Below are 12,967 nucleotides of genomic sequence, written 5' to 3'. Positions count from 1 at the left end.
CACCCACGTCTGTTGAAAAAGCCGGGGATGACTTGTGGATAGCGGAGAAATTCCAATCGAACTCGGAGATAGCTGGTTCTCCCCGAAATAGCTTTAGGGCTAGCGTTATTTTAGATTACCGGAGGTAAAGCACTGAATGGGCTAGGGGCCGCGAGGTTACCGAACCCTATCAAACTCTGAATGCCGGCTAATTGATGAATAGCAGTCAGACTACGTGAGATAAGTCTCGTGGTCAAAAGGGAAACAGCCCAGATCTACAGCTAAGGTCCCAAATGAACGCTAAGTGGAAAATGATGTGAAACTGCGAAGACAACCAGGATGTTGGCTTAGAAGCAGCCACTCATTCAAAGAGTGCGTAATAGCTCACTGGTCGAGTGGTTTTGCGCAGAAAATGTAACGGGGCTAAGCGTTCAACCGAAGCTTAGGCATTGCAGTAATGCATTGGGTAGGGGAGCGTCGTATAAGAGGCGAAGTCAGAGCGGAAGCACTGGTGGATTTTATACGAGTGAGAATGCCGGAATAAGTAGCGAGAATTATGTGAGAATCATAATGGCCGAAAATCTAAGGTTTCTTGGGGAAGGTTCGTCCGCCCAAGGTTAGTCGGGAGCTAAGGCGAGGCCGAAAGGCGTAGTCGATGCACATACGGTAGAAATTCCGTAACCACCGAACTTTAAGCATAAGGGACGCTTTCATTAAGGTTAACCCGGGCGATGGTTGCCCCGGGCGTAAGGGACCGAAATTTAGTAGGGAAGTAACTGGCGTGAGAGACGAGAAAAGCTTATGTGTATACTAAGGTGCCCGTACCGCAAACCGACACAGGTAGATGGGATGAGTATTCTAAGGCCAACGGGAGAAGGGTTGTTAAGGAACTCGGCAAATTGGCCCCGTAACTTCGGGATAAGGGGCGCCTGCGAGAGCAGGCCGCAGTGAAAAAGGCCCAAGCGACTGTTTAGCAAAAACACAGCTCTCTGCTAAATCGAAAGATGACGTATAGGGGGTGACGCCTGCCCGGTGCTGGAAGGTTAAGGGGAGTGCTTAGCGCAAGCGAAGGTGCGAACTTAAGCCCCAGTAAACGGCGGCCGTAACTATAACGGTCCTAAGGTAGCGAAATTCCTTGTCAGGTAAGTTCTGACCCGCACGAATGGCGTAACGATTTGGGCACTGTCTCAACAGCCCGCCCGGCGAAATTGTAGTACCGGTGAAGATGCCGGTTTCCCGCAACTAGACGGAAAGACCCCATGGAGCTTCACTGTAGCTTGATATTGGATCTCGGTATTCCATGTACAGGATAGGTGGGAGCCTGGGAAGCAAGTGCGCCAGCATTTGTGGAGGCAACCTTGGGATACCACTCTTGGGATATTGGGATTCTAACCTGCGGCCATGAATCTGGTCGGGGGACACTGTCAGGTGGGCAGTTTGACTGGGGCGGTCGCCTCCTAAAGAGTAACGGAGGCGCTCAAAGGTTCGTTCAGCACGGACGGAAATCGTGCACTGAGTGTAAACGCATAAACGAGCCTAACTGCGAGAATGACGGTTCGAGCAGTAACGAAAGTTGGAGTTAGTGATCCGGCGGTATGTGAATGGAAATGCCGTCGCTCAACGGATAAAAGCTACCCTGGGGATAACAGGCTGATCTCCCCCAAGAGTCCACATCGACGGGGAGGTTTGGCACCTCGATGTCGGCTCATCGCATCCTGGGGCTGAATTCGGTCCCAAGGGTTTGGCTGTTCGCCAATTAAAGCGGTACGCGAGCTGGGTTCAGAACGTCGTGAGACAGTTCGGTCCCTATCTGTTGCGGGCGCAGGAATATTGAGAGGAGCTGTCCTTAGTACGAGAGGACCGGGATGGACGTACCGCTGGTGCACCAGTTGTTCCGCCAGGGGCATAGCTGGGTAGCTAAGTACGGACGAGATAAACGCTGAAGGCATCTAAGCGTGAAACTCCCCTCGAGATAAGTGTTCCCATCCTTTATGGAGTAAGGCCCCTTGTAGACTACAAGGTTGATAGGTCAGGAGTGGAAGTGCAGTAATGTATGCAGCGGACTGATACTAATAGGCCGAGGGCTTGACCTCATATTAGAGGCAATCTCAGATTTTACTCTTTGTTTGCCATAGTTATTGTTCAGTTTTCAAGGTGTAAGACCTTCTGTTTCTGCGAAAAGAAAATTTCTTTTCAAGGAGAAGCATGCACCATTAGCTCAGTTGGTAGAGCAACTGACTCTTAATCAGTGGGTCCACGGTTCGAGCCCGTGATGGTGTACCAGAAACGGTGCGCTGTGGGATTGGCCGAGTTCAGTCCCACGGTGGAGCCGGCAAGCATACCGGAAGCAGGCTGGAAATGGCCCGTTGGTCAAGCGGTTAAGACGGCGGCCTCTCACGCCGCAAACGGGGGTTCGATTCCCCCACGGGTCACCATCTTTGACGGTTGACAAGATGGCGGCGATGTGGTATGTTTTACAAGGTGAGTAAATGCCTGGAGCATTTCTCGATATAGTGCGTATCTATGGTGATGAGGGTACACCTGTTCCCATTCCGAACACAGTAGTTAAGCTCATTTACGGTGACAATACTTGGCTGGCAACGGCCTGGAAAGATAACTCGATGCGCACATCACGAAAGCAGCAACTTTGGTTGCTGCTTTTCTTCTGTTTGAGGAGGGAAAAGCATGTATCAATATATTTTATTTGATCTGGATGGGACACTGACCGATCCGCGAGAGGGAATCACAAGGTCTGTGCAGTATGCGCTCGGCAAAATGGGAATTGATGCGCCCGATCGAACAGCCTTGGAACATTTTATCGGTCCGCCGCTCTATGATGAATTCATTCGCTGCTATGGATTTGACGATGCTGGCGCAAAGCAGGCGGTCGCGGCTTACCGAGAGCGCTTCAGTGTGCGGGGCTGGAAAGAAAACCTTTTGTTTTCAGGCGTTCCGGAGTTGTTGCGGGCGCTGAAGGACGCAGGAAAGAAAGCGGCCATTGCGTCCTCCAAGCCAACGGTTTTTGTGGAGAAAATTTTGCAGAGGTTCCAGATCGACTCTTATTTCGATGTCGTTTCCGGCGCCACGCTGGATGGTGTGATCTCTACCAAATCACAGGTTGTCAGGCAGGCGTTGGAGATGCTGCAGGTGCGGGAACGTTCCGAAGCGGTTTTGGTGGGGGACCGGATGCATGACGCGGAGGGGGCGCAGAACAACGGCATCGCGTGTATTGGTGTTACCTTTGGCTTTGGCGGCAGGGATGAGTTGGCTTGTGCCGGCGTAGACCAAATTGTTGATACGATGGAAGAACTGCGGGAATTGCTTTTGAAGTGAGGAACAACGCGGAAAGGCGGCTGGTGACAGCCGCCTTTTTTATTTCCAGGGTGATTTTCCGTCCATCCAGCCCTGCGTTTTCCAGTAGGCATGGTCGCTGGCTGTAAGGCCGCCGCCCATTTTGCGGCTGAGCCAGTACCGCATGCGTACACCGCAGCGCGGTTCGACCGGAGCGGGTTGGAGCCTGCGGGCGAGGCGCTGCATATCCCGCCGCATTTTTTCTTTTCGCGATTCGCTTAGTTCGGCGGCTTTCAGCGCCATCGAGCGGATGCCGTAGGTATATACCCGCCCGACGCCCCACCAGTTTACGCTGTCTTTCATATCCCGCAGCGTCTGCCTGATGCCGCTTCCCGCAGCGGTTGCCAGCAGGACGGCGGTTTTGTGCGCCAGTTTACTGTTTGGACGATGGACGATCCAGCGGTTGCCCAAGTGATCCAGAAAGGATTTCATTGCGCCGGTTACATGGTAAGCATACACCGGACTGGCCAGAAGAATAACGTCGGATGCGTCGATTGCCTGTAAAATAGGCTTGAGCTGTGCGGGTGCCTGCTGGCATAGGGGTTCGCTGGCTTCAAAGCATGCGCAGCAGCCGCTGCAGAAGTGACTGAAATCCTGTGGGAGAAAAAACTCCGAAAATGTACTACTGTTATCCTGTGGAAGCGACTGCATCAGTATGCGCGCCAGCAAAACGGTGCTGCCTGCGTGGCTGGTTCCATAAATCGCGGTGATCTTCATATTTTCAGCTCCTTTGTATTTTGTCGGCCAAATACCACAGCCGCTCCATCGGGAACGGGCGGCCGTGGGCCGGATAAATCATGCTGCAGTCCAGCCTTGCCAGACGCAGCAGGCTGTCTCGCGCGGCCTGTGGGTTTTCGCTGTATCCAAGCAGGGCAGGGTGTAGAAACGACATAACGGCGTCGCCTGCGAAAAGGCAGTCCTCCACCAGTAGCGCGCAGGAGCCGGCGGTGTGTCCTGGGCAGGGTATCGGTGTTGCGCTGGGCGGCAGTCCGTCCGGCACGAGGAAGGCCGGTGAAAAGGGGACGTGTTTCTCCTTTTTTCGGCCGCTGCGGACCGCCCTGATGTCCGGTGCCGGCGGCATAACAAGGGCAAGGTCAGCAGGGTGCAGCGCGGCGGGGATGCCGTAATATTCCTGTAAAGCGGCGGCATGGCCGATGTGGTCGGTATGGCCGTGTGTCAGGAACAGCAGTTCGATCATATGCGGGTCAACCGTGCGCTGCAGGTGTCCGAGGAACCGACGATCCCATGCGATACCGGCGTCGACCAGCAGCGTCCGGCCGCTCCATTGAATCAGCCAACAGTTTGTCATTCCGGAACGGATACGGTGAATACGCATGTTTTTCCTCCTTGCTTTTCTGGCCAATGCAGAGTATAATGCAGGTGACACATTCGTGTCAAGGCGTTTGGCGCAAGTGACACGATGGAAGAATCTTTGTGTCGGGAGATGGGCCGAGTGGAAAAAAGCCAAAACCCGATTGCCGTCCGATCTCGCTCCATGCTGCAGCAGGCGATGCTGGAACTGCTCACGGAGCAACCCTATGGGCAGATTACGGTAACGGCGCTGTGCGAACATGCGCAGCTCGGACGGAAGACCTTTTACCGCAACTACGCGGAAAAGGATGACATATTGCGGGAATATATCGCCTGCCTGGCAGACGGCTTTCTGGAAAAGCTGCGGGAGCAGGCCCCCTTTGGCGATACCGCGTTCGCACAAACGCTGTTCGCCTATTGGAAGCCGTACGCGGACCTGTTCCGTCTGTTGGAGCAAAGCGGCGAATTCCGGTTTGTGCAGCGGGAATTTGAACGGGTGGCTGCGCGGGTCGGCGGCTGGTTTACCTGTCCGGAGGCCATGAGGGAGGACCGGACGTTCCAGCGGTATTGCGCCAGCTTTGTGTCGGGAGGCTGCTACGCGCTGCTGCGGGACTGGATGTGCGGAGGCGCCGTCGAACCCGTGGAGCAAATGACCACGCTTTTTTGTCAGATTCGACGACTGAAAGCATAGAGACGCGCCTTTACCAGGGGGTTCAAGTGTGGTAAAATAACAATATGCAGGCTTTGACCGCGCTGTCCGCTGGAAGGCGGTATCGGGAAACTATATGCGGCCGGCCTGTGTTTGTTTCTTCTAAAGCGCAGGAAAAGCAGGAATTTACCCGTAGCTGTGGATAGTTGGCGCCAGCGACGCCATAATGGGAGGGAGAAGGATGATTCAATACCAGTTGCCACTGCTGGCGGTGCGGGATGTGGAGGTTTCCAAGCGGTTTTACCACGACCTATTTGAGCAGGAGGTGTCGATGGATCTGGGGCGGAACGTGACGTTTTCGGGCGGCTTCGCGATCCAGCAGGATTTCGACTGGCTGGTAGGCATCCCCAAATCCACAATCCTGCACCAGACGAATAATATGGAGCTGTATTTCGAGGTCGACGATTTTGAAGCCTTTTGGAGCAGGCTGCAGCAGCATCCGGACGTCGATCTGGTGCATGGACCCAAAACGCATGAATGGCACCAGCGCGTGGTGCGACTTTACGATCCGGACTGGCATATGATCGAGGTAGGGGAGTCCATGACGGTCGTTGTGCAGCGCCTGCTGCGCGAGGGGAACGATGTGGAGCGGACCGCGGAAATGACCCAGCTTCCGGTCGGGTTTGTGGAACAGTGCAGGAAAGGTATGGAATAAATATGTTTGGTTATCAGGCGGAGTTCGTCGACTGCGGCGATGCCCGCATTGCCTGTTATGATATTGGCCGCGGCAAGCCGCTTGTCCTGCTGCATGGAAACGGTGAGGACAGCGCGTACTGGAAAGCACAGGTACCGGAGTTTACGCGGTTTTACCGCGTGATTGCGGTGGACAGCCGGGGACACGGCGCCTCGGAAAGCGGCGCGCATGGCCTGTCGTTCGACCAAATGGCGCAGGATTTGAAAACCGTATTGGATGCGCGCGGGGTAAAAAAAGCGCATATCCTCGGCTTTTCGGATGGCGGCAACCTGGCGATCAAGTTCGCGCTCACCTATCCGGCGTATGTGGACAAGCTGATCCTGAACGGCGCCAATATCGAAATGTTCGGCGGCATCAAGCCGCATATCCAGCTTCCGGTATATGCGGGGTATGGCGTTCTGGCCGTGCTGGGGTGCCTGAGCAAAAAGGCGGCCCGCAAGCGTGACGTGATGGGCCTGATGGTTCATCCTTACGGCGTGGGCATGGACGATCTTGCCCGCCTGACCATGCCGACGCTGATCATCGTGGGCGAGCATGACATGGTGCGGGCCAGCCAGACTAAAGAAATGGCGGCGCGGATCCCGCACTGTCGGGTCGAGGTGTTTCGGGATGGGGACCATTTTGTTGCGGCAAAGCAGCCGTCCCGTTTCAACCGGACGGTGATAGAATTTTTACTGGGGAGATAGACAACATGCAATTCATCAAAGCGGGAGAGCCTGCGGACAGCAACATTTTCAATAAGTTGGACGAACGCAAGCGCCGCCTGCTGGCAAGCGGGCGGGATGTGATCAATTTGTCGATCGGCACGCCGGATTTCCAGCCGGACCGGCATGTGATGGAGGCGGTCAGCCGCGCGGCGCTCGATCCGGAGCAGTATAAGTATTCGCTGACCGAGACGCGCGCGCTGCTCGACGCGGTGCAGGACTGGTACAGCCGCCGCTATGGCGTACAGCTTGCGGACGAGGAGATCATGGCCGTATGCGGCTCGCAGGAGGGCATCGCCCATGTCGGTTTTGCGTTCGCGGGGCCGAACGACCTGATCCTCGCCCCCGACCCGGGCTACCCGATTTTCTCTTTCGGCCCGCTGATGACCGGCGCTACGGTTGGCCTGTATCCGCTGCGGGCGGAAAACAACTGGCAGCTTGATTTCGCGGATATACCGGAGGAGGTCGCCAGCCGCGCCAAAGCGATGGTTGTATCCTATCCGAACAATCCGACCGCTTCGGTCGCGGACCGGTCGTTTTATGAGAGGCTCGTGGCCTATGCGCGCGAGCATCAAATCATCATCCTGCACGATAACGCCTATTCCGACCTGCTCCTCAACGGGGAACAGGGGCTGTCATTCCTGTCCATACCGGGCGCAAAAGAAGTCGGGATCGAATTTAATTCCCTTTCCAAGACGTATAACCTGACCGGCATGCGCGTATCATTTGCGCTCGGCAACCGTGAGATAATCAGCCGGTTCCGCGCGTTCCGCTCGCAGATCGACTACGGGATGTTCTATCCCATCCAGGCGGGCGCGGTCGCGGCGCTGACCGGACCGCAGGAGATTGTTGCGCGCAACCGGCAGGGCTACATGGCGCGACGCGACGCGCTGTGCGGCGGCCTGCGCAAAATCGGCTGGGATGTGCCGGACGCGCAGGGTACCATGTTCGTGTGGGCGAGAATACCGGAGCGGTTCGGCTCGTCAATAGAATTCGTGCTGGAGCTGATGGAAAAAACCGGAGTGATCTGCGTGCCGGGCAGCGCGTTCGGCGGGCAGGGCGAGGGCTATGTCCGATTCGCGCTGGTCGTACCACCCGAACGGATGCGGGAAGCGGTCGAACGGATCGTGGAAAGCGGTATTTTGAAAGGGTGACCTTGTGATATGAAGATTGACCATGCGGCGCTGTATACCTTCGATTTGGAGCGGCTACGCGCCTTTTATGAGGATTACTTCGACGGTAAAGTAAACAAGCAGTATCGGAATGAGAAAACCGGTCTGCAGACCTACTTTATTTCCTTTGCGGATGGCGCGCGGCTGGAGCTGATGACGCGACCGGAATTGGAGGAATGCGAGCGGTCGCGCCTGTGGACAGGCTGGACCCACTTGGCATTCAAAGCGGGGACGCGCGAAAATGTGGACGCGCTGACCGAGCGTCTGCGCGCGGACGGCTATGAAGTGACAAGCGGGCCGCGCGTGACGGGTGATGGGTATTATGAAAGCTGCGTGCTCGATCCGGATGGAAACACGGTCGAAATCACCGCGTGAGCTGATCCCGCGGACAGCGAATAAAAGGAGCGGAAGATGAAATTAATTTCCTGGAATGTAAACGGACTGCGCGCGTGCGTGGGCAAGGGCTTTTTTTCGTTTATGGAAGCGGAGCAGCCGGATATGCTGTGTCTGCAGGAAACCAAGCTGCAACCCGAGCAGGCCCCGCAGATTGAGGGATACTATGAATACTGGAATTCAGCGGAAAAAAAGGGGTATTCCGGCGTAGCCCTGTTTTCCAAAACCGAGCCGGAGGCGGTTTCTTACGGCCTTGGCATTGACGAGCATGACCATGAGGGGCGCGTCATTACGGCGGATTATGGGGCGTTTTATCTGGTTACGGTCTACACCCCCAATTCGCAGGATGAGCTGAAGCGTCTAGATTATCGGATGCGCTGGGAGGACGACTTCCGCGCCTACCTTCAAAAGCTGGATGCGGAGAAGCCGGTCATTGTGTGCGGGGACATGAACGTTGCGCATCAGGAGATCGACCTGAAAAACCCCAAAACCAATCGCCGCAACGCAGGCTTCACCGATGAGGAGCGCGCCAAAATGACCGAGCTGCTCAGCGCAGGCTTTACAGATACGTTCCGGCATTTTTATCCGGAGATGACGGGCGCGTACTCCTGGTGGAGCTATCGCTTCAAGGCGCGGGAGAAGAACGCGGGCTGGCGTATCGACTACTTCCTGGTGTCCAACCGGCTGATCGGTCGTGTCAAGGCCGCGCGTATCCTGAGCGATGTGTTCGGGTCGGATCACTGTCCGGTGCTGATCGAGCTGGAGTGATGGGAGTAGAGTGGGAAAAGGACTGGTTTTTGCCTGAGGCGCAAGACGATGAGATCTTTGTGTCTTGGCCGCCTTGGGTGCCTGAGGACGACGCGCCGCCCGACCCGTGGGAGCGCCCCGATCTGCCCGACCTTGACGAGGAGCAGGCGCTACCGTGGTCGCCCGAGATGCCGGTTGAGCCCTGCCCCTGCTGCGGGGCGGATATCCCCCAAAATCCATCGTGGGGGTATATCTGTCCGACCTGCCTGTGGGAGATCGATTACGACGCGCAGGATGCGCCCGAGGAACCGAGCGACCAGAACCACGGCCTTTCGCTGGAGGAGGCGCGGATGAATTTCCGTACCTTTGGGTGCAGCAGCCCGTGGCTTATAGAGAGGGAAAACGAATAAAAAACACGCTGCTTTGGCAGCGTGTTTTTCTATAGGTTGCCGGCTATCCGAAAAAGTGAAGCAAGCCCTCCAGAACAGAGATACAAAGAGGGAGGGTAATTACGGAAAGCAGTGTGGAAAGCGAGATGACGCGCGTGGAAAATAAGTAATCCGTGCCATAGATCTGGCCAAACATGGCCGAGGCAAGTGCGCAGGGGGCGGCGGTGCCGGTCAGCAGGATGATCTTGGACATGTGATCGAGCGGGATGAACAACAGCAGGACAATGGCGATCGCTGGAATCAGCAACAGGCGCACAGCGGAGACTTTCCATATCTCTTGATCGGTAAAACACTCCCTCAGATCGATCTGGGCAAGGAAGCAGCCGAGCGAAAGCATGGCGAGCGGCGTGTTGAGATCGCCCAAAAAATCCACGGCTCGGAACACCAGCTCGGGGAGCTTGACAGGCGAGCAGAACAGGAGAAAGCCGCATACGGTAGCGAGCAGGGCGGGATTCAAAAGGATATTCCGGATGCCGTTGCCCTCCTTGCCGCCGGAGAGCTGCTGCACGCCGTAGGTCCACAGAATGATCGCCATGCAGGCAATGCTGGATGCGCCGAGGAAAACCCCGTCCGAGCCGAACATCGCATCGAGCAGAGGCAGGGCCATGAAGCCGTTGTTGGTCAGTACGACGGAAACACGGCAGTCCGCATAATTTTCCGTTTTTTCCGGACGGTAGACGCGGTTTGCAAGCGCGATAGAGATCAGGAAAAAAAGCATGCTGCACACAAAAGTGACGCCCAAGGCGTAGCCAAGATGGGCGTCGAACGGGCGCTGGAACGACCGCAGCAAAACAAAAAACACAATGTACTTATTGAGCAGCACAGTGAGGCTCTGTGTCGTCTGGTTGGTAAAAACGTTTCTGCGGAACAGGACATAGCCCATCAGGATGAGCAGGAACATGACGATGATTTGCTGCAGGACGATCAGACTGTTGGTGAACATGGGCTTCCTCCAGTTAACAACTTCTTAACACTTTACATCATACGCGTTTTCGCAGAATTTGTCAATTTGCCGAGGGTATGTTTTTCCCGCCTGCCGCATAGGGTGGAACAAAAAGGGAGGACGGAACGGATGAAAAAGATCGTTTGTCTCGCGCTGTGTTTCTGCCTGCTGCTCCCATCTGCGCTGGCGCTTCCGGAAATGGGGCCGCTGAACGCCAAATCGGCCGCGCTCTATGCGTCGAACGGGCAGGAGCTGTATTCCATGAATGCCGACGAGCCGCTGCAGCCCGCGTCCGTGACAAAGATCATGACCATGCTGCTGGCGATGGAGGCGCTCGAACGAGGAGAGGTTACGCTGGATACGATGATTACCGGTAGCGAGTATGCTTGCTCGATGGGTGGGACGCAGATCTGGCTGGAACCGGGCGAGCAGCTTTCTCTGGACGATATGCTCAAGGCGATTGCGGTCGGCTCGGCCAATGACTGTGCGGTCGCCGTGGCTGAGCATCTGGCGGGAACCGAGGCGGCGTTCGTCGAACGGATGAACCAGCGCGCGGCCGAGCTTGGCTGCACGAACACGCAGTTCATCAATGCCAACGGACTGGACGGCATGGGCCAGAAAACGCTGACCTCGGCGCGCGACCTGGCGCTGATCTCCTGCGAGCTGCTGCGGCATCCCAAAATACTTGAGTATACGGGGATTTGGATGGACAGCATACGGGATGGAAAGTTCACGCTTGCCAACACCAATAAAATGCTCAAAAGCTATCAGGGTTTGACCGGCCTGAAAACAGGGTATATTTCAGAGGCAGGGTTCTGTATTTCCGCTTCCGCCGAGCGGGATGGGCTGAGCCTGGTCGCGGTCGTCATGGCTGCGCCGACCAAGGAGGCGCGCATGGCGGACGCCACGGCTCTGCTCAATTACGGCTTTGCCAACTTTTGCGCCTACACGCCGCCGGACGGGCTGCTGGAGCCGGTGCCGGTCGCGATTGGGAAAAGCGGCTTGGTAATGCCGCGGATGGAGGGCGGCGGGTCCATTATTGTGGAAAAGACCGAGGCGGAAGGGCTGGAAACCCGTCTGGATCTGCCGGAAAAGCTGACCGCGCCGGTCGAGGCGGGGCAGCAGATCGGGGAGCTGTCCATCCTGAACGGAGAGGAAGTGCTGCTCACCGTGCCGCTGACCGCTGCGGAGAGCGTGGAGGCCAAAGGGGTAGGAGATCTGTTTCTGTCCTTCTGGAATGCGGTTCTGGCAGGCGGCCAATAAATTGATACAAACTGACGAGGAAATTTGTAAATCATGCTTGAGGTTTTGGGCAAACTATGCTACACTAAACATAACCTCAAAGGTTGGGAGGAATAAACCTATGGTAAAACTTATTATTGGCGGTACCGGCTCTGGCAAGACCAAGGAACTGATCGACCAGGTCAACACCGCGGTAAAAGAAGAAAAAGGAAGCGTAGTATGTGTTTCGCGCGGCAATAAGCTGACGTTTGATATTTCGCATGATGCGCGGCTGATCGATGCGACCGATTACCCGATCAAGGATTACGCAAGCCTGCTGGGATTCCTGAGCGGTATCCATGCCGGCAATTATGACATTACCCGCGTTTTCATCGACGGCCTGTATAAGATCACCGGCGTTAAGGATGTCGCCAAGGCGGAGGCGTTCTTGGATGCGCTGGACGCGTTTTCAGCCCAGCACAGCGTAAACTTTACCGTCTCGTTGAGCGAGGAGCCGTCGTCCGCGACCGAAAGCATGAAGCGCTTTTTATAAGAGATACTTAGGATACGCGGAACGCTCCTGCAATGGCTGAAGCAGCGACATTCCTTTTGAGAATATTTGCCTTTCAATTGGATATGCTGATGTATGAGACAGGCGCCTCGCAGATTTGGAAAGGTCTGCGGGGCGTCTGTTTTAATGTTCCCAGCGGCGCCACCGGATGCCGGAAAGCTTTGAAAAAACAGGCAGTCTGGACAGGGGGAATGAAAATGGCTTCGGAATGCCGGCGCGGTTGGGAGCGCATATTTTTTGTCCGTAAAGGCTCTGGTTGCAATTTATAATAATTGAGCAATTCCATTGTGCATATTGCCTAACATTGTAGTAAAGCGGGAAATATCTAAGAAATTTCTGATAAAAAGTGTTTCACTTTTTGGTAGGGTTAGGTATAATAAGACTGATGTGTAGGGATAGGGGACAGCCCGCCTTCGGGCGGCGTCTGTGCTCGCTGCATCAAATTGTGGCCTGGGGGAATGCGGATGAGGAAAAGCGAAAGCAAATGGTCGGTACTGCGCTATCTGGCATATTTCAGCCAAGTAGGATGCACGGTGGCTGTACCGCCCCTGCTCGGCTGTTTCGGAGCAGTTTGGCTGCGGGACAGGTTCGGCTGGGGGAACGGCGTGGTGATTGCCGGGCTGCTGCTCGGCGTCGGGGTTGCGGTTTGCGGCCTGCGGGATTTCCTGCGGTTCACCGAGCGGAAAGCCAGAGAAAGCGAAAGGAAGGAGAAAATGCCGTGAC

Annotated in this window: 15 protein-coding genes, 2 tRNA genes and 2 rRNA genes (1 of these 19 cut by a window edge); 16 read left to right on the top strand and 3 right to left on the bottom strand. The window is 55.7% G+C overall.

Translation table 11 applies throughout. The features are described 5' to 3' along the window. The 5 genes from RX717_RS09440 to RX717_RS09420 all read left to right on the top strand — a co-directional run. A 23S ribosomal RNA gene (locus tag RX717_RS09440) occupies positions 1-2,072 on the top strand; it begins 772 nt to the left of the window's first position. 114 nt (positions 2,073-2,186) lie between these two features. Further along, positions 2,187-2,262: transfer RNA gene (locus RX717_RS09435), tRNA-Lys, on the top strand. A 77-nt stretch (positions 2,263-2,339) separates the two neighbouring features. Beyond that, positions 2,340-2,414 (top strand) — tRNA-Glu (locus tag RX717_RS09430). A 78-nt stretch (positions 2,415-2,492) separates the two neighbouring features. Beyond that, positions 2,493-2,609: ribosomal RNA gene (gene rrf / locus RX717_RS09425) — 5S ribosomal RNA — on the top strand. 55 nt (positions 2,610-2,664) lie between these two features. Beyond that, positions 2,665-3,312 carry an HAD hydrolase-like protein gene (locus RX717_RS09420; RefSeq protein WP_107632041.1) on the top strand — a complete coding sequence of 216 codons (648 nt, stop codon included), beginning with the start codon at positions 2,665-2,667 and terminating at the stop codon, positions 3,310-3,312. 39 nt (positions 3,313-3,351) lie between these two features. Here the strand turns inward: RX717_RS09420 and RX717_RS09415 are convergent, their stop codons facing one another. Further along, positions 3,352-4,047 (bottom strand): flavodoxin family protein, encoded by a 696-nt coding sequence (locus tag RX717_RS09415; RefSeq protein ID WP_107632042.1) that lies wholly within the window; start codon positions 4,045-4,047, stop codon positions 3,352-3,354. Between the two features lie 4 nt (positions 4,048-4,051). After that, positions 4,052-4,666, bottom strand: coding sequence for an MBL fold metallo-hydrolase (locus RX717_RS09410; RefSeq protein WP_159068212.1), 615 nt, complete (start codon positions 4,664-4,666; stop codon positions 4,052-4,054). A 117-nt stretch (positions 4,667-4,783) separates the two neighbouring features. Here RX717_RS09410 and RX717_RS09405 point away from each other — a divergent pair, with 117 nt between their 5' ends. From RX717_RS09405 to RX717_RS09375, 7 genes are all read left to right on the top strand, one after another. Beyond that, positions 4,784-5,332: a TetR/AcrR family transcriptional regulator gene (locus RX717_RS09405; protein WP_159068213.1), complete on the top strand. Its 549-nt coding sequence runs from the start codon at positions 4,784-4,786 to the stop codon at positions 5,330-5,332. A 202-nt stretch (positions 5,333-5,534) separates the two neighbouring features. Then, positions 5,535-6,005, top strand: coding sequence for a VOC family protein (locus tag RX717_RS09400; protein ID WP_054327714.1), 471 nt, complete (start codon positions 5,535-5,537; stop codon positions 6,003-6,005). A gap of 2 nt (positions 6,006-6,007) precedes the next feature. Continuing rightward, complete coding sequence (locus RX717_RS09395) at positions 6,008-6,730, top strand: alpha/beta fold hydrolase (protein WP_147573626.1); 723 nt, start codon at positions 6,008-6,010, stop codon at positions 6,728-6,730. Positions 6,731-6,735: 5 nt separating this feature from the next. Beyond that, entirely contained in the window at positions 6,736-7,902 is a 1,167-nt protein-coding gene (locus RX717_RS09390; protein WP_316960260.1) for an aminotransferase class I/II-fold pyridoxal phosphate-dependent enzyme, read from the top strand. 9 nt (positions 7,903-7,911) lie between these two features. Beyond that, entirely contained in the window at positions 7,912-8,295 is a 384-nt protein-coding gene (locus RX717_RS09385) for a VOC family protein (protein ID WP_054327700.1), read from the top strand. A gap of 36 nt (positions 8,296-8,331) precedes the next feature. Beyond that, positions 8,332-9,081: an exodeoxyribonuclease III gene (locus tag RX717_RS09380; protein ID WP_107632047.1), complete on the top strand. Its 750-nt coding sequence runs from the start codon at positions 8,332-8,334 to the stop codon at positions 9,079-9,081. Further along, the gene (locus RX717_RS09375) at positions 9,081-9,470 is read left to right on the top strand and encodes a CPCC family cysteine-rich protein (RefSeq protein ID WP_082397243.1); all 390 of its coding nucleotides are present in this window, start codon (positions 9,081-9,083) and stop codon (positions 9,468-9,470) included. The genes RX717_RS09380 and RX717_RS09375 overlap by 1 nt, the downstream gene beginning before the upstream one ends. A gap of 43 nt (positions 9,471-9,513) precedes the next feature. On the opposite strand, the gene RX717_RS09370 is transcribed toward RX717_RS09375, so the two are convergent. Continuing rightward, entirely contained in the window at positions 9,514-10,452 is a 939-nt protein-coding gene (locus tag RX717_RS09370) for an AEC family transporter (protein WP_107632048.1), read from the bottom strand. A 129-nt stretch (positions 10,453-10,581) separates the two neighbouring features. On the opposite strand from RX717_RS09370, the gene RX717_RS09365 reads away from it, so the two are divergent. The 4 genes from RX717_RS09365 (at position 10,582) to RX717_RS09350 (ending at position 12,966) form a co-directional block, all read left to right on the top strand. Further along, on the top strand, positions 10,582-11,715 hold the full coding sequence (locus RX717_RS09365) for a D-alanyl-D-alanine carboxypeptidase family protein (protein WP_107632049.1): 1,134 nt from the start codon (positions 10,582-10,584) through the stop codon (positions 11,713-11,715). A 100-nt stretch (positions 11,716-11,815) separates the two neighbouring features. Beyond that, a complete protein-coding gene (locus RX717_RS09360; RefSeq protein WP_054327695.1) occupies positions 11,816-12,226 on the top strand; it encodes a hypothetical protein in 411 nt (136 codons plus the stop codon). 32 nt (positions 12,227-12,258) lie between these two features. Next, positions 12,259-12,513: a hypothetical protein gene (locus RX717_RS09355; RefSeq protein ID WP_107632050.1), complete on the top strand. Its 255-nt coding sequence runs from the start codon at positions 12,259-12,261 to the stop codon at positions 12,511-12,513. 195 nt (positions 12,514-12,708) lie between these two features. Continuing rightward, a complete protein-coding gene (locus RX717_RS09350) occupies positions 12,709-12,966 on the top strand; it encodes an AtpZ/AtpI family protein (RefSeq protein WP_054327694.1) in 258 nt (85 codons plus the stop codon). Position 12,967 lies beyond the last annotated feature (1 nt).

It is taken from the genome of Intestinibacillus sp. NTUH-41-i26, from assembly GCF_032769475.1.
Classification (GTDB): domain Bacteria; phylum Bacillota; class Clostridia; order Oscillospirales; family Butyricicoccaceae; genus Agathobaculum; species Agathobaculum ammoniilyticum.
This window is presented reverse-complemented; position numbering and strand designations above follow the sequence as displayed.